The sequence below is a fragment of the Endozoicomonas sp. YOMI1 genome, from assembly GCF_024606345.1.
In the GTDB taxonomy this organism is placed as follows: domain Bacteria; phylum Pseudomonadota; class Gammaproteobacteria; order Pseudomonadales; family Endozoicomonadaceae; genus Endozoicomonas.
On sequence record NZ_JAHHPM010000299.1, the window covers coordinates 1 to 19,661 of the forward strand.

The following is a 19,661-nucleotide window of genomic DNA, read 5'->3' on the forward strand; positions in this document are numbered from 1 at the left end:
CATAGTAACTGCCCACTTAGCCAGAAATATACGATTCCATTTGGCCAACTACTTATAAGCCTCCTACATAAATAAGAATAAGACCGCTCACATTGTGTTGGTCTGGCGGTCCGAGGACAAGGCCCCGGCAATATGCTTCTCAATTTTACTGCGGACACTGTCAGTCGGATCATTAAATTGAATACCGATCCCTGCCTGTCGGCCACCCTGAGCCCCCATTGGCGTAACCCATACCACCTTCCCCGGCACAGGAATCTTCTCCGGCTCATCCATCAAGGTCAGACGAATAAACACGTCATCCCCGAGGTTGTAATGTTTGTGGGTTGGCACAAACAGCCCGCCGCCACTGATAAACGGCATATACGCTTCATAGAGTGATGCCGTGTCCCGTATGGTCAGAGACATCAGTCCCTGCATCCCTTTCCCCATGACAACCCTCTCCTTTTTTTCCTGAATTCAAATTCTGCACTGGTTCGGAACCCGATTTACATCACCAGCTCAAGATAATCGCTGAACACACCTTCCATCAACATCTGACTGTTCAGGTTAGCGCCCTCAAGCAACTGCTGGCGCTGAAGCATGATTTTATCGCGCAATACCAGCAAATCAGCAGCCTCAACTTTTTTAGCCAAATAGTCCAGCATTCTCATCAGATCACGATTCCTGACACAGCTTTCATCGGCCGCCAGTTTCAGTTTTACAGCATCATCCAGCCAGCTGCCCATCCAGGCCAGCAGTTCAACCAAATTACCCGTATGCCACTCTTTCGCCATTTCTACCGGGGTGAGATTACCCCGAAACAGTTCTGGTATAGCGTTGTACAAGCGTCCTCGAACTGCCAGCGTATCATTATCAAACATAGCCCTGGCGGTCATGGGTGAACCTGATGAAAGACTCAACAACTGATCCACCACCAGAGGATCAGCAATATGATCCGATAACCAGGCTTTTGCCTGCGCTTTATCCGGTACGGTGAAAGATACCGTCTGACAGCGGCTGCGAATGGTCGGCAACATATCTCCGGAGCGGGCACTGACCAGAATAAAGAGGGTATCACCACCGGGCTCTTCCAGACTTTTCAACAATGCATTGGCGGCATGAACATTCATCGCTTCGGCCGGGTTGATAAGGATTACCCTGCGCCCCCCCTGCTGGGCGGTTTTACGGGCAAACTCGTTGACCTGACGAATCTGGTCAATCTTGACCGGCTTGCCTGCCGCCTCAGGCTGAACCACCAGCAGATCAGGATGAGTTTCCGCCTTTACCAGCTCACAGCTCTTACAATGACCACAAGCGTATTCGCCACTGTTTTGATGACAAAGCACACGGGTGGCCAGAGCCCTGGCAAAATACCCTTTACCAACCCCGGGCACCCCCTTCAACAACAGGGCATGGGAAAGCAGGCCTGCCTGCATTCGCTGAACCAGTGGTTGCCACTGAGCCCCATGCCAGGGCAAAGGCCCTGACAAGAAGTTATTTTCCATATCAGTTGATTCAGAACTCAATTAATCCAACCTTTGGCCATGTCAATGAACGCTGTCCGCTGCCTGAAAAAGCCTGGACCGCTGATGATTTTGCGGATAGCGGTTTATCCATAGCAGGGAAACTATTGCCTTCCAAGCCGATGCTGCAAAGCCCTGATGATGTGTGCTTCAACCTCTGGAATCGACTGACTGCCATCAATAACAACGTACTGGTTGGGAAAATACTCAGCTCTTTCCAGATAGACACTGCGAACGCGGTGAAAGAACCCGATCGCTTCCTGCTCAATCCGATCCAGAACCCCTCCCTGCTCAATAGCCCGACCTTTTGCCCTTGCCAGGCCAAGTTCTGGCTCAATATCCAGAAGCAGTGTCATATCCGGCCTTCGATCCCCCTGTACCAGCTGCTCCAGTACCGCTATACGTTGCTCATCGATACCACGACCGCCACCCTGATAGGCATAAGTTGCATCGGTAAACCGGTCACAAACCACCACCTTACCCTCAGCCAGTGCAGGTTCGATACGCTGACTGAGATTCTGGCTGCGGGCAGCAAAGACCATCAGCAGTTCGGTAGTATCCGTCACCGTCTCTTCGTGCTCGGAAAGCACCAGGCTTCTCAGCTGTTCAGCCAATGGCGTACCACCTGGCTCCCGGGTTTCTACAACATCACGACCATTGGCGTTCAACCATTGCAGAACAACCCCTTTGGCGGTGGTTTTCCCGGCACCTTCACAGCCTTCAATCGTCAGAAAAAAACCCATCAATCTCTCAATTTCATCAGTAGCCAGTATTTCTATCGCAACTTCTCTACATAGAGGGTTGAACATTAGAGCGATAGTCCTTCCGCCGTTCCGTAATCTGATACTTCCTGACAGCTCGATTATGCTCAGCCAGTGTTTTGGAAAAGTGGTGAGTACCATCGCCACGGGCCACAAAGTAAAGCGCTTCCCCATCGGACGGATTCAGTGCCGCCTGAATGGCCTCGCGCCCAACCGTCGCTATCGGGGTTGGCGGCAAGCCATGAATAACATAGGTGTTATAGGCCGTTCGCTCCCGCAGCATAGGACGATTCAATTCACCCTGATAGCGATCACCCATACCGTAGATGACGGTCGGATCGGTCTGCAGTCGCATCCCTTTTTCCAGGCGTCTGACAAAGACACCGGCAATATCAGGCCGTTCCGATGGCACACCTGTCTCTTTCTCAATAATCGACGCCATAATCAAGGCTTCATAAGGCGATTGGTACGGGAGGTCCTCGGCCTTTTGATCCCATTCATCCGCAAGGACTGACCGAAGCCTTTGATGGGCTCTTTTCAGAATTGACGCCACTGCGGTTCCCGCTTCAAAGCTGTAAGTATCCGCATAAAACAACCCTTCCAGATTATCTGTCTGCGGCACATCCTTAATAAACGTCCCCATCACAGCCGTCAGGTTTTTCAGCTCTACCGGAGCGGTCAGCTTTGGGTGGCTATTCAAGTCTGTTAGCAACTCTTTTAATGTCCAGCCTTCCACCAGGGTCGCACTGAAGTAACGGACATCGCCTGCAACAAACTTGTGCAACAGCTGCCGATAGGTGGTACCGGGAGCAATCAGGTATTCGCCGGCATGAAGGTCAGCAGCAACTCCCTTGACTCTGGCAAAGACCTTAAACATTTCAGGATATTGAATAAGCCGGTCTGCCGCCAGCCGCTGCACCACACGCCTCAGCGAGTCGCCCGTAACAATAGCAAACCCGGCATCACGGGTAACCGGAACCTGCTGATCACCATACCAGCGCAGACCATACCAGCCCGCTGCAAGACCTGCCATTACCAACAAGAGAGCTAACAACAAACCTCCGAACAGTGTCAGCAGCAACTTCCTAAGCATTTAATTCTTCCAGTACAGAGTCTCGAATCCGGGCAGTCAGGGATCCAATCCCCCACTCCCTTCCTTCGTATTCAATCACAGGCCAGACTCCGTTGACACTGTTACAGAGAAAGATTTCTGCAACATCCAGGCCCCGGGGTACGGACTGCTCTTTAACCGTGATCCCATGATGACAGGCAAACTCAATGATAAAATCGCGACAAACCCCTGCCACACCATTGAATGACAGATCCGGAGTCACGAGGTCACCTTCATGAGTCACAATAAATAGATTACTCATGGTGCCTTCAACCAGGTTGCCCTCAAAATCACATAACAGACCTTCGTCGTAAATATCACCCCGCCATTCACTCCTGGCCAGCACCTGCTCAAGACGATTCAGGTGCTTCAGCCCTGCCAATGCACTTCGCCCAAGGCGCATCTGACAGAGCTTTACCCGCGCGCCGTGCAGACCAGGATCACGGGACCTTGACGGTAGCGGGTGGAGTAACAAAATCCGGCACGGAGAAAGACAACCTTCAGGGTTATAGCCGCGCCCACCACTGCCCCGGGTGATCATAACCTTCAGCACAGCGTCTCTGGCCTGGTTATCCGACAAAAAGGCATCCACCTCTTCAAGCAATCGCTCAATATCCACAGCAATACCCAACTGCTGGCAAGAGCGCTGCAGGCGGCGCCAATGATAGTCAGCAAGCGTTGGCTTACCACCGGAAACCCGAACCGTTTCAAATAGGCCATCCCCATAGGCCAACCCACGATCTGAAACCGGCAGGAAACCTTCAGGTACACCATTCACCCAGACTGGATAATCACTCACCCGGAACCCCTTCTTTAAACCGCCCCTAACTTTGTAATTTGGAAAATGCCAGAGTTACATTGGTACCACCAAAACCAAAAGAGTTGGAGAGCACATGATCCATCTGCATTTTTCTGGCATGGTGCGGCACATAATCAAGATCACAGCCTTCGCCAGGCTGATCCAGATTGATGGTCGGGGGAATCACACCTTCAACCAATGATTTGATACTGAATACCGCTTCCACAGCCCCGGCGGCCCCCAGCAAATGGCCGGTCATGGATTTGGTAGAACTGACCGCCAGACGGGTGGCGTGGGCACCAAACACCTTATGAATAGCCCGTGTTTCAGCTACATCCCCTGCCGGTGTGGACGTACCGTGGGCATTAATATACGACACATTTTCAGGTGCCAGACCGGCATCTTCAAGGGCTGAAGTCATAGCACGTGCGGCACCACGACCATCTTCTGGCGGTGACGTCATATGCCAGGCATCACCGCTCATGCCGACACCACTGAGCTCAGCGTATATCCTGGCTCCACGTTTAACCGCATGTTCGTACTCTTCCAGCACCAGGATACCGGCACCATCACCCAGAACAAAACCATCACGATCCGCATCCCAGGGACGGCTGGCTTTTTCAGGCTCATGGTTACGGGTAGAGAGTGCACGGGCTGCGGCAAAACCGGTCATTCCCAGCGCTGACGAACCTTTTTCGGCACCACCAGCCACCATCAGATCGGCATCACCATAAGCAATGATTCTCGCGGCAAGGGCAATGGCATGGCTGCCTGTAGCACAGGCTGTAGAAGTGGCAAAGTTGGGTCCCTGAAGATTGTATTTCATGGAAACCCAACCCGCCGCCATGTTGACGATGGCAGCGGGAATAAAAAATGGGGATATTCGACGGGGGCCGCTATTCAGTAGCGTGGAATGATTCTGTTCAATAGACGTCAAACCACCGATACCCGAGCCGATCGCCACACCATATCGGTGAGCACGGTTATCATCAATAACCAGGCCGGAGTCAGCGATGGCCTCGGCAGCAGCGGCAACACCGTACTGAATAAAGATATCCGTTTTACGGGCATCTTTCTTGTCGATAACACCGTCAGGATCAAAACCTTTGACCGCGCCACAGATAGAAACACTGAAACCTTCCGTATCAAGGTGGGAGATCGCCTCAATGCCACTGCGTCCCGCTAACAGACCAGACCAGCTGTCACTGACATTATTGCCCACAGGGGTTATTGCCCCCATGCCTGTTACAACAACCCTTCTACGCATTCGCAGCGATAACCGTTCTGTATTTTTTTCTTCCGACAAGACTGACTCTCCTGCTGACCTGTCGTACAGATTTAATGAACCGTCATTCACATCAAAGCATCGCTTAGTGGATACTGAATATGAAAAAACGACAACAACACGATGATAATGCCACCATGCAGCCCGCCTTTATAGCTATGGCCAGCAGGCTGCCATAAACAACAAAAGCCGCAGACCATCGTCATGCGGCTTTCGACTGACACAATTTTTTAGATACTTCCGCTAAAGAATAAGTATCGAAAAAACGTGTCACTAAGATACAGTTGTGCAAATCAAGGCAGAATCAGGAGTGTGCAACAACGTAGTCAATCGCTTCCTGAACAGTGGTGATTTTCTCAGCCTCTTCATCAGGAATCTCAGTTTCGAATTCCTCTTCCAACGCCATCACCAACTCAACAGTGTCCAGAGAGTCCGCGCCAAGATCCTCTACGAATGACGCACTGTTAGTGACTTCGTCTTCCTTCACGCCAAGCTGTTCGCAAACAATCTTCTTAACGCGCTCTTCAATGGTGCTCATACCTTGTTGTGCTCCTATCGATATTCGGTGCAGCCTGAGGCTACAGGTGAACTAGTGTATATGGTCAATTATGGGAATTTCAAGCCAGTTCATGGAAAACCAGTGCTATCCACGCAAATTGACAACAGATTTAATAAAACCCCAAAACCCAACCCCCAAGAACAGGGTTTGCTTCGCCCTGCTCATTACCGCTGAAGCACTTCAGGTTCAGGCAAGGGAGGATTAATTCATGTACATGCCGCCATTGACATGCAAGGTCTCACCAGTGATATACCCGGCAGGCTCACTGACAAGAAAAGCAACGGAGGCGGCAATTTCTTCCGGCTGACCCAACCGGGCCAGGGGAATCTGGCCAAGCAGGAAGGACTGCTGTTCGTCAGGCAGCGCCCTGGTCATATCGGTTTCGATAAAGCCCGGAGCAACGGTGTTCACCGTAATACTTCTTGAACCAACTTCACGGGCCATAGCCCTGGTGAAACCTTCAATACCGGCCTTGGCTGCCGCATAATTTGCCTGCCCCTGGTTACCCATGGAAGCTACGACAGAGCTGATGTTCACTATCCGCCCCCAGCGTGCTTTAGTCATACCACGCAAGACAGCCTTACTCATCCGGAAGATGGAACTGAGATTAGTATCAATAACGTCATCCCACTCATCATCCTTCATGCGCATCAGGATATTATCACGGGTAATGCCAGCATTATTGATCAGAATCAGCGGTGCGCCATATTCTGCGCTGACTGCCTTGACCACCGTCTGACATTCATCCGCTGAGGTTACGTTCAGGGCCATGCCCTGACCTTGAATACCTTCCGCCTGCAAAGCTTCAGTAATGGCCGCCGCACCGGACTCAGACGTCGCCGTGCCGATCACAGTAGCTCCGGCTTTACCCAGGGAAAATGCTATGGATTTGCCAATACCACGACTGGCACCGGTAACCAGGGCAACTTTCCCCTTCAGACCCTGTCCTGCATTAGACAGTCCTTCCAGCTCTTTTTCAGCAGTCATTTCCCGCCTATTCCTTATTGGTTAGCTTCTGCCAGCATCTGAGCCATAGCGTCAGCAGACTCCAGCGTAGCAATGGGCGCACGTCGTGCAATACGTTTATTCAATCCAGCCAGCACTTTACCGGGGCCGCATTCAGCAAAACGTTCAACACCTGCCGCCATCATGGTTTCCACAGACTCAACCCAGCGTACCGGACTATACAACTGAGCCACCAGATTCGCCTTAAGCTGCGCCGGATCAGAACAGACATTAGCTGAAACATTCTGGACCACCGGAATCTCCGGCTCAATCAACTCAATACCGTCCAACGCTTTCTGGAGCCGCTCTGCAGCAGGCTTCATCAAGGCACAATGGGAAGGAACACTGACTGGCAGCTCAATCGCTCTTTTGGCACCCGATTCCTTTGCGTACTCAATAGCACGCTTAACTGCGGCAACCTGACCGGCAATCACCACCTGACCGGGGGCATTGAAATTGACTGCCTCGGCTACCTCACCACCTGCAGCCTGCTCACAAGCTGCAACCACATTAGCATCATCAAGGCCAATAATGGCAGCCATGGCACCCTCACCGGAGGCAACCGCCTCCTGCATGAAAAGTCCACGCAGACGAACCAGCCTGACGGCATCCGAAAAATTCATCGCGCCAGCACAAACCAGGGCCGAATATTCACCCAGACTGTGCCCGGCCATCATCGTCGGCGCTTCACCCTGACGCGCACACCAGAGGCGCCAGAGAGCCACACTGGACACCAGCAGTGCAGGCTGGGTATTCTCTGTCTGATTCAACGCCTCAGCTGGCCCCTCTGAAACCATTTTCAGGAGATCATAACCAAGCACCTCGGCGGCTTCAGCAAACGTTGCCTGCACCACTGGTTCTGAAAGATAGTCAGCAATCATGCCAACTTGTTGGGAACCTTGTCCGGGAAAGACAAAAGCAAGCTTATCCGTCATTTCAACCCGCTCTTTCGCATAGCTCTCATTTACCGAGAGGCCTAAAATCCAATCGAATACGAAGCGAACCTCCCGGTACAATCACGCCAGTTAATGCAGTCAGCCCGGAAACCGGCCACGCTTCTCAGTAGAAAACCGGGCCAATTATAGGAAAAATAGACAACAAGGTAAGTAAATTTATGTTTCCAATAACTTTTGTACGCCCTGAACAACCATCCTTGTGCAGTGTGTTCACGTTTCGCACTATCTCCCCAGAAGTCGAGAAGCTTTATATTAACGGGTCGAGAATTCCGTTAAATTCGAGACATTGAACTTTTATCTAGCCGGAAGATCCAACAACGAGGACGCAAATTTACTGCCAAGAGCTGACCAAGAATGAACATTTCTCCACCATCTGCTTTTCACCCCGTCGCCCGGGGCTCATTGCCAGAGCAAACCCCTGCCACGCAGGTAGTCAGGCGAATTGAGCGCAGTAACATTACACCCGGAGACCTTGCTAAATTCTTGCATGACAGGACAGTGCGGGAATTCCACGCCATTGCCGGAAGCATCTGCTCAGAAGCAAGCCGGGATCCTGACTTCAACGGCGAAACACTGAAAAAACAACTCAGGGAGTCAGGATTCGGCGACATTAATAAGCCGGGGTGTGAAGGAGGTGAAAAACATCAGTGTATTACGGGGCTGCTCCAGCACCTTCAGGAGGAATCTTTAAAGGTTGACGAAGGCGTTGATGGGCCTGAAGCCACAAAATTTTGTCAGCTTATCCAGACACCAGACAGCTGTTTGGGCAAGGGAAGCGATTGGCTGATCGACGTAATGAATACGCACCAGCAGCTGCTGGAAGCTGAATCACGACTATCGTTCGATATATTCCCTAATCAGCCATTATCATTATTATGTAAGGGGTACCCTACTGATGAAGGTGGCATCATCGGGCAGACAACGGATCATGGTGTTGATCATCAGTTCCCAGAGGCCCAACCAGTTTCGCATAATCCTCCGGTGAATACAGCTCCATCAGCGCCCTCTGCTTATGACGACGTTGCAGGGGCTCAGGCAGCACCCGGGCAACCGGAGATGTCTGTACGGCCCCGGGAAAGTGAACTTTCTGAGCAGCAGCGATGTGCCAGAGGTCTCAATGTTATTGCCAGCCAGCTTGAGCATTACTCACTGGGTCCATCCGGGACCGGGACTCCCATGGAGAATATGGCAGAAATCCTGCAGCGTATGAGGAGCCAGGCCACACCACCAGAGACCAAAGTGGCAAGCGGAGAACGATTAACCTCTCTCGCTCAACAGGTTCGAATGCCCTTTGTGAACGTCTTTCGCAACGACAACATATCACTGGCCGATATTGGTGTGAATATCGTCGGTAACAACCAGGACATTCAGCCTGTTGTCAGCGCTTCATGGCTGCCCTTGAAAAAATTCCCTTCTACTGTACAGGAACGGTTGAAGCTGGCGGCGGATGTAATTAGCGCCAATGAAGAAACATCGGTGCCCATCGTTCAGGTGTATCTGTGTGCCAGTAGTGAAAAGGCTCTGGAAGGCGCCGAGTTCACTGTGGAACTGCGCAGCACAATGAAGTTTATGGGAAATTATCTGTCAAATTTATTATCCTCGGACACCGATAACATGATTCCGATCAGTGCCGAGCTGCGTATGCCCAAAGGACTGAAGCAAGGTGCTGACTTTCACGAGGCAACCTTCGCTCTTCATACGGTGTCAGACAGGAGAGTACGGCGAATGGTCGTGAATGCATCATTTTCCCATGGTAAGGGGGAGACCAGGGAGAAAGAAAAGCACAACATTGGCATTCAACAAGTGGCGCCAATACTTGAAGCCATTGGGTTTGACCGCAAAACCGCTATGTCCAGTAAGGCCGGACTTGCCATTCCCTTTGGATTTACCCTGTTGAAGCAGGATGAAAGCAAATTTGTGCGACGTGTAACACTGTTGGAGTCCGGAAGCACGTCTGGTGGAAGAAGCACGTCTGGTATTGGAAGCATTTGCGGTGGAATGAACAAGCCTGGTGTTGGAGGCATGTACGGCGGAATGAACAAGCCTGCTGTTGGAGGCATGTACGGCGGAATGAACAAGCCTGGTGGAGGAACCCTGTTTGGTGAAAGAAGCCAGTCTGTTAGAGGAAGCCCCTTTGGTGCGAGTACGCTGTTTGGTGGAGGTCCTTATGGTGAAGGCAACGTTCGTGGAAGCAATTCAGCTGACCCGATTGACCTCAGAAATTCCATTCGAGCTGGTGGAGAAACAACCAGAAGCGTCTCACTGCCGACTGAAATTGAGCCTAAGGTCAACCGATTAAGCACCAGTGGTATTAACCCCCTGCCGTGCACAACTGAAAAAGAATATAGATTTTCAACAAAGAAGGATGCAAGGGAACCCTTCGCAACGGTTGCAGGCATTGTCTGGGTCCAAACGGTCACCAGCTTGCCAGGCATCGAAACCAGGGCAGACCTGAAGCGGTGGATAGACAAGCAGAAAGTGGACCCGGAAAACCCGGTACTCCCGGGTATTTTGTAAACAGAATGGTATTGCATCCAGCCTGATCAATAAGGTTAGGCAGGCATCGCTCCCTTGCTGTTGTGTTGTAAGAATCATCGACAAGGTGTTCGAAACCGGGCACAAATATGCAAGTGATTTCAATAAGAAGCTTGTACCTTCCAAGCTGTACCAAAACCTCGGTAATGGAACTCACTGATGGGCGATTAGTTTGCGGTGTTTCGCAGCGGCCAAACCCTCATTCATTACATCCCGGATTAAGGGCAGATGCTTCTGGTGATGGATCAAGCCCCGACATCAACGCTCTCCCAGCATTAATTCTATTTCTTCTGCCAACCGCCCGGGAACATCACTGTCCACTTCCCTGACGGCCTCACCGATAGCCCGGAAAAAACCTTCCTCATCAGAGTGACCGTGACTTTTGACCACAATCCCCTGAAGCCCGAGAAAACTGGCGCCGTTGTAAACCACCGGATCAATACTTTTATAGATTTTGCGCATGACCGGCGCAATCAGCAGAGAGAGAAAGCGACGCCAAAGCGTCTGCTGAAAAGCGGCAACCAGGCTGTCGCGAATTAAACCGGCAACCCCCTCTCCGGTTTTCAGGGCAATATTGCCAACAAAACCGTCACAGACCACCACATCCGCTCCACCGGCAAACACATCATTCCCTTCGATATAGCCGATGTAGTTCAGACGCCCATCGTCTTTCAACAGCCGATTGGCCAGCTTGACCTGTTCATTCCCTTTGATATCCTCAGTCCCGACATTCAGCAACCCCACCCTCGGAGCAGCGATACCTCTGACCGAAGCGGCAAGCAAAGACCCCATCACAGCAAACTGATAGAGGCTATTGGCTGAACAGTCAACATTGGCACCCATATCCAGCAGCAGAACACTGCCACCGGCACAGGGAATAGCCCCCGCAATGGCAGGACGATCAATACCCACAAAGGTCTTCAGGGCAAATCGCCCCATGGCCATGAGAGCACCCGTATTCCCCGAGCTGACACAGGCAGCCGCACTGCCATCAGCAACCTGCTCAAGGGCAACCCACATGGAGCTATCTTCTTTGGTTCTCAGGGCAAAAGAAGGTTTTTCATCCATGCCGATGGTCTTGCCAGCATGAATAACCGTAAGGCGGGATTGATCGAAAGCAATAGAAGAGAGGTGCCCGGTAATCAGCTGCTGATCACCCACTAGGGAAAGATGAAGATCCGGATAAGCATCCAGAGCCCGGAGGGCAGCACGGATACGAGAACGGGGACTTTCGTCCCCGCTCATAACATCAAGCGTTATTCTCCGTCCTGGAGCTGCTGACCGTCCTGGCATGGAATGACTCACTCGCCGACTTTACCATCCAGCACTTTGCGACCGCGGTAGAAGCCGTCAGCCGTCATGTGATGACGACGATGGGTTTCGCCGGAAGTCGCATCAACAGACAGCTGAGAAGCCGTCAGACTGTCGTGGGAACGACGCATGTCACGCTTGGAACGGGTTTTACGATTTTGCTGAACAGCCATGTGTCAACTCTCCTAAATTCTTTGCCTGGAACTCTATTTGGGTTCGGTACTTTTTTCCTGATCAGCTTTCAGACTAGCCAGAACACTGAACGGGTTACGACGCTTTTTCTCTTCCTCTGCCCGGGCAGCGGAAGCCTCAGCCTGTTCATCAGATTCAGTAGTAAAGTTCTGCTGAACCTGGCAGGCTTCAGGCGGATGATAAGCCACGATAGGAAGGCTCAACAGGAGCTCTTCCTCCAGCAGGGGTACCAACTCCATCGGCTCCTCCTGGAGCATCAGGGGTTCATAACCCTCTGGCAGGGACCGGGCCTGCTCATCGGTCAATACACCCATCAGGTTGAGATCTGAACGCACGGGAAGTTCTGCTACATCAAGACAGCGCTGGCAAATCATTTTAAGATTCGCCTCAACATATCCCTCAAGAACCACTCGATGATCTTCGCTCATGAAGAAATGAAGAAAGACCTTCACCTCACCCTGATCGTCAGCGAGACTGGCAACCAGCCGATCAAACTGTTTAAGCGCCAGCGAACCTTCAAACTGTAACCCCTGACGCGCGAGTTTACGCGGATCAACGGTTTTTGGTAATTGGCCTGATAACATAAGCGCGCAATCATAGGGCGATGCCCCTTTTCTGTCAAACATCCTTTTTGGACGAGGTTTATCAGAATTTCAGCTTTTCATAATAAACTTCATAATTAACTCCATAAAAACATGGTTCAAGACCCTATTTTTGACAACTTGCCGCCTGATGGCGCAGGCGTGTTTTACAAAAATTCGCGACCATGCATACTGTGCTCGACTATCCACACCATTTGCCGCACTACCAGCGCAAAATAGAACGATGAATATATTGCTAGCCTCTGGCTCACCCTATCGAAAAAGCCTGCTTGAGCGACTCAATCTGAAGTTCAGCCAGGCCTCACCGGACATTGACGAAACCCCTGAAGCAGGAGAGAACGCCAGGGAGCTGGCAATAAGGCTTTCCCGGGAAAAAGCCCTGATACTGGCAGACCAGCATCCGGACACCCTGATTATTGCCTCCGACCAGACCGCCGCACTGGACAATAGAATTCTTGGCAAACCCGGAACCCTGGAAAAAGCCATTCAACAGCTTTCCAACTGCAGCGGCAGACAGGTAGTTTTCCACACTGGACTTTGCCTTCTGAACACGGCTAAAGCAGAGCATCAGCTGACCTGTGTGGACTACACAGTCTGGTTCCGAACACTGTCCAGCACACAGATTGCCACCTATATAGATGCGGAGAGCCCACTGGACTGCGTCGGCAGCTTCAAATGCGAAGGACTGGGCATAACCCTGTTCGAGAAAATGGCTGGCGATGATCCTGACAGCCTGGTTGGTCTGCCACTGATCACACTGACCACCATGCTGATGAATGAAGGGGTTTACCCTTTGGGCAGATAGGGTAAATACACCGGGTCTTGCAGTGAAGAACCGGTGATCAAATCACATTAACTGAAAACCATCACCCAGGGCTTCCACCAGCGTGGCGCTGACACCAGCGCCAAAATCCCTGGCAAATTTTTCCAGCGGTGAAAGGCGGAAGGTGTAATCAACAATATCCTCTTCACCCACCACTTCACGGGCTACATAACCTGCACTGCCCAGACCATCAATCAGACCCAGTGTTTTGGCCTGTTCACCGGACCAGACCATGCCTGAGAAGATGTCAGACCGGTCAACCAGTCGATCACCGCGGCCGGTTTTAACCGCATCAATAAACTGCTGATGAATAGTATCCAGTGACGCCTGCCATTGGACAGCAGCTTCACGGTCCACGGACTGAAAAGGATCAAGGAATGCCTTATTTTCACCGGAGGTATAGGCTCTGCGGGTAACCCCCAGCTTCTCCATGGCCCCGACAAAACCAAAACCTGAGGAAATAACACCGATAGACCCCACCAGACTGGCCTTGTCAGCGTAAATTTCATCAGCGGCAGCGGCAATGTAATAGCCGCCAGACGCACCAATATCCATAATGACCGCGTAAAGGGGCGTATCCTTATGCAACTCACGCAGCCTGAGGATTTCATCATAGATATAGCCAGATTGGACAGGGCTACCACCTGGACTGTTAATTCTCAGAATAACGGCTTTAGTGCCCGGATCCTCAAAGGCTGAACGCAATCCCGACACCACGACATCTGCATTCACATCACCACCACCAATCTGGCCATCAATCTCCACCAGCGCCGTATGCTCACTGGAGCCATCACTGATCACTACATCACTGATATTGGTCGCGTTGTAAATGACAGCAACGGAGAAAAACAACCAGCCAAAGGTCAGCAGCTTAAAAAATATACTCCACCGCCGGGAACGGCGCTGCTCCAGCAGCGCGCCTTTGGCCAGGGTATCCACCAGATCCCAGGCCCGATTACTGTCCAGGCTATCCTGCGCCTCAGAGGAGGACTCCCGCCAATTGTCTTGCATAATTACTCCTTAAACATGGTCACTCAAAAACGATCAGTGCATATTTATCAATTCTTCGATCCGACATCCAGCCCTTGCAAAGCTGACAATACTTCCGCCAGGTCATCCGGCAAAGGCGCTTCAACCTTCAATCGCTTACCATCTAGCATCTCAAATTCGATACTGGCCGCATGCAGGAATAGCCTTTTAAGACCAAACTGCTTCTGGGACTGATTGTCCGCATCCATACCGTATTTTTCATCCCCGGCAATGGGATGCCCCGCATGCAGACAGTGAACCCGAATCTGATGGGTCCGCCCTGTGATGGGGTAAGCCTCAACCAGTGTCATATTTGGATAACGATTAAGCACTCGAAAAGCCGTTCGGGATTTTTTGCCATCCACATGCACCCGGACCATACGCTCTCCTGACAACAGCACGTTCTTCAGCAGCGGCGCATTTACCAGCTGTTTTCTGGCTGGCCACTTACCTACCACCAGCGCATGATACAGCTTTTCAACTTTTTCTTTCTGCTGCAACTGGTTATGCAGATGACGCAACATGCTGCGCCGCTTGGCAATCACCAGACAACCCGAGGTGTCCCGGTCCAGGCGATGCACCAGTTCCAGCGTGCGGTTATCCGGCCGTAGCTGGCGAAGTGCTTCAATCACTCCATAAGACAGACCGCTCCCGCCATGTACTGCAAGCCCGGACGGTTTGTTGATAATCAGCAGCAGATCATCTTCATACAGAACCGCCTTTTCCAATTGAGCGATCACGCTGTCAGCGGGCCTTATGGGAGCCTCCCTTTCTGCCACTCTGACCGGAGGAATACGAACAACATCGTTCAATTCAAGGCGATAGTCTGCGGTTACCCGCTTTTTATTAACCCGCACCTCGCCCTTGCGAACGATACGGTAGACCCTTGTCCTGGGCACTCCTTTTAGAACCCGCAACAGAAAATTATCAACACGCTGGCCAGCCGCATCTTCATCAATAGTAATAAAATTAACGTTGCGCACTTGTTTCAATCGTCTAACCACATATCTGTTTATACCAAGTTGCAGCCCCAGAAGCTCTACCCTAACCGATTGAGATAAAAAGACTTTCAGGAATTACCGCCATTTCCGTTCAGGTTAATGTTATCAGCTTTGTGTCATTTGAAGCACTTACAGATTACTGATATAGTTGTGGCACTGCCTTGTAACTATCCGAAGAGGCAGTTCGATTTACGAAGTCTGAGCATGACCCGAAAGGGATAGCATCACTTAAATTCCGCTAACCGGGCCGAAAAATAAACTGGAGTTACGTTTACCCGATGAACAAGTCCGGGCCAAGTAACTTCAGGAATAGCCGCTCAGGCAGACATCATGGCAGATGAACCAGTTGCATCCCTCCCTGAGGGGCATGAGTTCCTGACATGGTGCTGAATGATTAAAGACCACGGCCACAGCCGTGATAGATAAACAGTGCCACCCAAGAACAGAGGTTGCGCTCCCGATACCAGGGATGAAGAACAGCGGACGGGTCATATGCTAGTGAAAGGCTCAGTGATACCTGTAAACGTATCCACAACCAGCCAGAAGCGCCCGATCAACGCATCTCCCCACTATGCATCCGGTCAACATACGGATGCAGATTGCTATATCGTTACAGCCTTACCCTTGAATAAGTCCGGCTGTAAGTCTGATAGTTGGTTACCACCGACCACACCGTTCTCCTACGGTTGTTGGCCTGTGTACACTCGGGTAGCACCGAAGAGTTTGTACAGAAGCTGAAGGAAACCAGTTGCACTGCCAGCCACCACGAATACGTCAAGTGGCAGGCCGGGCGCTTCCGGAAAGACGAAGGATTGCCCGTCAAACCAATGAATGCGCTGGATTAACCGAATGTCACGAACAACTTTTCGCCACCAACAACTGATCAGGGTAGCCATTAGCATTTTGGTACTCTATGAAGAGAATGTTGATCAATGCAACCCAGCAAGAAGAGCTGAGGGTTGCACTCGTCGATGGGCAGCGCCTGTTCGATCTGGATATCGAATCCGGAGCTCGCGAGCAGAAGAAAGCCAACATCTACAAAGCAAAAATCACCCGTGTTGAGCCCAGCCTGGAAGCCGCTTTTGTCGACTTTGGCGCAGAACGACACGGCTTCCTGCCCTTAAAAGAGATCTCCCGGGAATACTTCGTAGGCCATACTGGTGGTCGTCCCAACATCAAGGATGTCATCAAGGAAGGCACCGAAGTCATTGTTCAGGTTGATAAGGAAGAGCGCGGCAACAAAGGTGCCGCTCTGACCACACTGGTTAGCCTGGCTGGCCGCTATCTTGTGCTGATGCCAAATAATCCACGGGCCGGTGGCATCTCACGCCGTATCGAAGGGGATGAGCGTGCCGAGCTTCGCGAGGCCATGAGCAAACTGGACATCCCTGCCGAGATGGGCGTCATCGTTCGCACAGCCGGCCTTGGTCGTTCAACAGAAGACCTTCAGTGGGATTTGGACTACCTCCTGCAGCTCTGGAACTCCATCAAAGACGCTGCCGACAAAAATTCCGCGCCATTCCTGATTTACCAGGAAAGCAATGTCATTATCCGCGCTATCCGCGACTACCTGCGCCAGGATGTTGGTGAAGTACTGATTGACAAAACCCCGGTTTATCAAGAAGCCCTGGATTTTGTTAAACAGGTCATGCCCCAGTACCAGAACAAGATCAAACTGTACAAAGACAGCGTCCCCCTGTTCAACCGCTTCCAGATCGAAAGTCAGATCGAGACCGCCTTCCAGCGTGAAGTCAAACTGCCATCTGGCGGCTCCATTGTTATTGACCCAACGGAAGCCCTGGTATCCATTGATATCAACTCTGCCCGTGCAACCCGTGGAGGCGATATCGAAGAAACCGCCTTCAACACCAACCTTGAAGCGGCGGATGAGATTGCCCGCCAGCTGCGCCTGCGTGATATTGGCGGCCTGATTGTTATCGACTTCATCGATATGGGCAGCAACCGGAATCAGCGGGAAGTTGAGAACCGCATTCGTCAGGCGCTCTCGGTTGATCGTGCCCGCGTTCAAACCAGCCGTATCTCCCGCTTTGGCCTGCTGGAAATGTCCCGTCAGCGTCTGCGTCCATCACTGGGTGAAACCAGTGGCGTGGTCTGCCCTCGCTGCTCAGGCCAGGGCACGATTCGGGACATTGAGTCTCTGGCTCTATCCATTCTGCGCCTGATGGAAGAAGAGGCCATGAAGGACAAGACGTCCGAAATTCGCGCACAGGTTCCCGTACCAGTGGCAGCATTCCTGCTGAATGAAAAACGCAAGATGATCGCCAAGATTGAGAAGCGCCATGATGCCCGCATCATCGTCATTCCGAATGCCAATCTGGAAACCCCACATTACGATGTCCAACGCCTCCGTGACGACAATCTTCAGGATCGTGAGAGCAGCTACGAGATTATCCTTGAAGGCGAAGACTTCAGCCCGGAAGAACTGACCACAGCAACCAAGCCCCAGCCCAGACAAAAAGCCGCCGTTCGCAATATTGCCCCGGCACAGCCTGCACCAGCCATCAGAGCGTCTGATTCAAAGCCCGGGTTTATTGGCAGTCTGCTGAAGTCCATCGGCAGCCTCTTCAACTCTGAAAATGATGATGACAAATCTGCTGGCCAGGACAAACCAATCCAGCAACGTCAACCGGTGCGTCGTGATAATCAAGCGGGCCAAAACAGGAAAAAGACCCGAACTGATTCCCAGCGCCGCGACAGGCAGGACAGCAACCGTCCTCAGAAAGAGCGCAAAAAGAGTCAGCAGGATCGCTCAGACAACCGTTCCGGAAACCAGGAAAATCGCTTCGAGAGGCAGGAAAGACGCCAGCGTGACAAGCAGGAAGTAGCGGAACAACGGGAACCCAGGCAGGAACGCCGCCAGGACCAGGAGCCAGAACAAGGCTCCAGTGATCGCCGACGCCGCCCGAGTTCTGCGCCTCGCCGTCGCAGCAACCGCCAGTCTCAGCGTCAGCAACAGAACGAACCGCAATTGCAGCCTCTGCTGTCTGAAAGCGCTAAAGGGTCGGTAAACGCACCAGCTATTCCTGAAGCTGCCGCACAGGAAAGCATCCCACAGGAAAAGCGTGCTGACAAAAAAGAGTCGTTTGCCAGCATTGAGAAGCCTGAACTTGAAAACAGCAAACCGGCTGCCTCAGAAGCTCCCGCTGCTCCGACTACGCCAATTGACAAGGTAGAGGAAACCAGCAAAGCTTCTGTCGAAGAGCAAGCCGCTGCCTACACTACTGAAGCACCGGAAGAAGTGAGACCTCGTCGCTCAAGAAGAGTGAAGAATGACCCTCGTCGCCTCAGGGAAGCTCAGCAGTATGCGCCTCAGGTCAGGGAACCTGAAATATCTGCAGAGAGTGGCCCAACAGCTAATCAAAAGCCTTCTGTCGATAAAGAGCCAGCAGGTGAACTTAAGGTTTCAACGGCTGGCGCTTCAGAAGCACAACCGGAAAAAGTGGAACAAGTCTCTGTCGAGACCACCACTCAAGAAAGCCAGGCCGACCTGCCCGTTGCCAGTGCCGCTGAAGAAGCAACAGCCATTGAGCGGGAAAAGTTAACCCCTCGCCCTCAGATGACTGAAATGGCAAAAGCGGTTGCCGCTTCCCATAATCTCGACAAGCCTGCGTTTGCAGCCATGCCATCCGCTTTCGAGAAACCAGCTGTACCTGAAGCGGAAGCAGAGGTTGCCGAGCCCAAGACGACCATGACCGCTAATGAGGCTGAAGAGATGCTGAAGCAGGCATTAAATCAGTCTGATGAAGACAAATCAGTCGCTCATGAAAGCAACCTGGAAAACACTGTTGAGCCTGTCCCGGCTCCACAAACTGCTGTAGTGCCTCAGAACAAAGCTGTAGAAGCACCACAAGCAGCGGAGCATGATCAGACAGCAGAGGTTAAAGTAAGCGAAGCAGAAGCAGCTACCGCTGATGAAGCCGCTGAAAAGCCTCGTCGTCGTCGCAGCCGTGCTCATAATGACCCCAGGGCGAAACGCCAGACTCAGCAAATCGAACTACCTGTTGAGCCAGAAGGTGATACTCAGGAAACAACACAGGTGCGCACTGAAGAAAGCAACCTGTAATACGGGTTGATACAGGTCTGAACGGGGTGGTTTCCACCCCGTTTTTTTTTGCCTTGAAAAACTGACCTTAAAGCAGCGGCAAGAATAGCCATTGATACCAACTTAC

General features: G+C 51.8%; 17 protein-coding genes. 3 read left to right on the top strand and 14 right to left on the bottom strand.

Annotation, left to right across the window (positions count from 1 at the left end):
* Positions 1–87: 87 nt before the first annotated feature.
* From KDK15_RS10505 to fabD, 9 genes are all read right to left on the bottom strand, one after another.
* Complete coding sequence (locus KDK15_RS10505) at positions 88–429, bottom strand: PilZ domain-containing protein (RefSeq protein WP_257295312.1); 342 nt, start codon at positions 427–429, stop codon at positions 88–90.
* A gap of 56 nt (positions 430–485) precedes the next feature.
* On the bottom strand, positions 486–1,505 hold the full coding sequence (locus KDK15_RS10510; RefSeq protein WP_257295313.1) for a DNA polymerase III subunit delta': 1,020 nt from the start codon (positions 1,503–1,505) through the stop codon (positions 486–488).
* Positions 1,506–1,606: 101 nt separating this feature from the next.
* A complete protein-coding gene (tmk, locus tag KDK15_RS10515; protein ID WP_373691362.1) occupies positions 1,607–2,248 on the bottom strand; it encodes a dTMP kinase in 642 nt (213 codons plus the stop codon).
* A 43-nt stretch (positions 2,249–2,291) separates the two neighbouring features.
* Positions 2,292–3,356, bottom strand: a complete 1,065-nt coding sequence (mltG, locus tag KDK15_RS10520) for an endolytic transglycosylase MltG (protein WP_257295314.1) — start codon at positions 3,354–3,356, stop codon at positions 2,292–2,294.
* Entirely contained in the window at positions 3,349–4,173 is an 825-nt protein-coding gene (gene pabC, locus KDK15_RS10525) for an aminodeoxychorismate lyase (RefSeq protein ID WP_257295315.1), read from the bottom strand. The genes mltG and pabC overlap by 8 nt, the downstream gene beginning before the upstream one ends.
* Before the next feature lie 25 nt (positions 4,174–4,198).
* The gene (fabF, locus tag KDK15_RS10530) at positions 4,199–5,440 is read right to left on the bottom strand and encodes a beta-ketoacyl-ACP synthase II (protein ID WP_257295338.1); all 1,242 of its coding nucleotides are present in this window, start codon (positions 5,438–5,440) and stop codon (positions 4,199–4,201) included.
* Between the two features lie 322 nt (positions 5,441–5,762).
* Positions 5,763–5,996: an acyl carrier protein gene (gene acpP, locus KDK15_RS10535; RefSeq protein WP_020582918.1), complete on the bottom strand. Its 234-nt coding sequence runs from the start codon at positions 5,994–5,996 to the stop codon at positions 5,763–5,765.
* A 222-nt stretch (positions 5,997–6,218) separates the two neighbouring features.
* Positions 6,219–7,004: a 3-oxoacyl-ACP reductase FabG gene (gene fabG / locus KDK15_RS10540; protein WP_257295316.1), complete on the bottom strand. Its 786-nt coding sequence runs from the start codon at positions 7,002–7,004 to the stop codon at positions 6,219–6,221.
* 14 nt (positions 7,005–7,018) lie between these two features.
* On the bottom strand, positions 7,019–7,957 hold the full coding sequence (fabD, locus tag KDK15_RS10545; RefSeq protein WP_257295317.1) for an ACP S-malonyltransferase: 939 nt from the start codon (positions 7,955–7,957) through the stop codon (positions 7,019–7,021).
* A 375-nt stretch (positions 7,958–8,332) separates the two neighbouring features.
* Between fabD and KDK15_RS10550 the strand changes: the two genes are divergently transcribed.
* Positions 8,333–10,495, top strand: coding sequence for a hypothetical protein (locus KDK15_RS10550; RefSeq protein ID WP_257295318.1), 2,163 nt, complete (start codon positions 8,333–8,335; stop codon positions 10,493–10,495).
* Positions 10,496–10,771: 276 nt separating this feature from the next.
* Here KDK15_RS10550 and plsX read toward each other — a convergent pair whose 3' ends face one another.
* The 3 genes from plsX to KDK15_RS10565 are packed head-to-tail and all read right to left on the bottom strand — an operon-like array spanning position 10,772 to position 12,600.
* Positions 10,772–11,806: a phosphate acyltransferase PlsX gene (gene plsX / locus KDK15_RS10555; protein WP_257295319.1), complete on the bottom strand. Its 1,035-nt coding sequence runs from the start codon at positions 11,804–11,806 to the stop codon at positions 10,772–10,774.
* Positions 11,807–11,814: 8 nt separating this feature from the next.
* Positions 11,815–11,997 (bottom strand): 50S ribosomal protein L32, encoded by a 183-nt coding sequence (gene rpmF / locus KDK15_RS10560; RefSeq protein ID WP_257295320.1) that lies wholly within the window; start codon positions 11,995–11,997, stop codon positions 11,815–11,817.
* A gap of 33 nt (positions 11,998–12,030) precedes the next feature.
* The gene (locus KDK15_RS10565) at positions 12,031–12,600 is read right to left on the bottom strand and encodes a YceD family protein (protein ID WP_257295321.1); all 570 of its coding nucleotides are present in this window, start codon (positions 12,598–12,600) and stop codon (positions 12,031–12,033) included.
* Between the two features lie 241 nt (positions 12,601–12,841).
* Here KDK15_RS10565 and KDK15_RS10570 point away from each other — a divergent pair, with 241 nt between their 5' ends.
* A complete protein-coding gene (locus KDK15_RS10570; RefSeq protein WP_257295322.1) occupies positions 12,842–13,423 on the top strand; it encodes a nucleoside triphosphate pyrophosphatase in 582 nt (193 codons plus the stop codon).
* Positions 13,424–13,465: 42 nt separating this feature from the next.
* On the opposite strand, the gene KDK15_RS10575 is transcribed toward KDK15_RS10570, so the two are convergent.
* Complete coding sequence (locus tag KDK15_RS10575; protein ID WP_257295323.1) at positions 13,466–14,452, bottom strand: S49 family peptidase; 987 nt, start codon at positions 14,450–14,452, stop codon at positions 13,466–13,468.
* A gap of 47 nt (positions 14,453–14,499) precedes the next feature.
* Positions 14,500–15,462, bottom strand: coding sequence for a 23S rRNA pseudouridine(955/2504/2580) synthase RluC (gene rluC, locus KDK15_RS10580; RefSeq protein WP_257295324.1), 963 nt, complete (start codon positions 15,460–15,462; stop codon positions 14,500–14,502).
* A gap of 922 nt (positions 15,463–16,384) precedes the next feature.
* Here rluC and rne point away from each other — a divergent pair.
* Positions 16,385–19,555 carry a ribonuclease E gene (gene rne / locus KDK15_RS10585; RefSeq protein WP_257295325.1) on the top strand — a complete coding sequence of 1,057 codons (3,171 nt, stop codon included), beginning with the start codon at positions 16,385–16,387 and terminating at the stop codon, positions 19,553–19,555.
* Positions 19,556–19,661: the final 106 nt, after the last annotated feature.

Coding starts and splice junctions, on each gene's coding strand:
- KDK15_RS10505 (WP_257295312.1), bottom strand. CDS start 429: ATGGGGAAAGGGATGCAGGGACTGATGTCTCTGACCATACGGGACACG.
- KDK15_RS10565 (WP_257295321.1), bottom strand. CDS start 12,600: ATGTTATCAGGCCAATTACCAAAAACCGTTGATCCGCGTAAACTCGCG.
- fabF (WP_257295338.1), bottom strand. CDS start 5,440: ATGCGTAGAAGGGTTGTTGTAACAGGCATGGGGGCAATAACCCCTGTG.
- KDK15_RS10550 (WP_257295318.1), top strand. CDS start 8,333: ATGAACATTTCTCCACCATCTGCTTTTCACCCCGTCGCCCGGGGCTCA.
- rne (WP_257295325.1), top strand. CDS start 16,385: ATGAAGAGAATGTTGATCAATGCAACCCAGCAAGAAGAGCTGAGGGTT.
- rpmF (WP_257295320.1), bottom strand. CDS start 11,997: ATGGCTGTTCAGCAAAATCGTAAAACCCGTTCCAAGCGTGACATGCGT.
- fabD (WP_257295317.1), bottom strand. CDS start 7,957: ATGACGGATAAGCTTGCTTTTGTCTTTCCCGGACAAGGTTCCCAACAA.
- plsX (WP_257295319.1), bottom strand. CDS start 11,806: ATGCCAGGACGGTCAGCAGCTCCAGGACGGAGAATAACGCTTGATGTT.
- KDK15_RS10570 (WP_257295322.1), top strand. CDS start 12,842: ATGAATATATTGCTAGCCTCTGGCTCACCCTATCGAAAAAGCCTGCTT.
- KDK15_RS10575 (WP_257295323.1), bottom strand. CDS start 14,452: ATGCAAGACAATTGGCGGGAGTCCTCCTCTGAGGCGCAGGATAGCCTG.
- acpP (WP_020582918.1), bottom strand. CDS start 5,996: ATGAGCACCATTGAAGAGCGCGTTAAGAAGATTGTTTGCGAACAGCTT.
- mltG (WP_257295314.1), bottom strand. CDS start 3,356: ATGCTTAGGAAGTTGCTGCTGACACTGTTCGGAGGTTTGTTGTTAGCT.
- fabG (WP_257295316.1), bottom strand. CDS start 7,004: ATGACTGCTGAAAAAGAGCTGGAAGGACTGTCTAATGCAGGACAGGGT.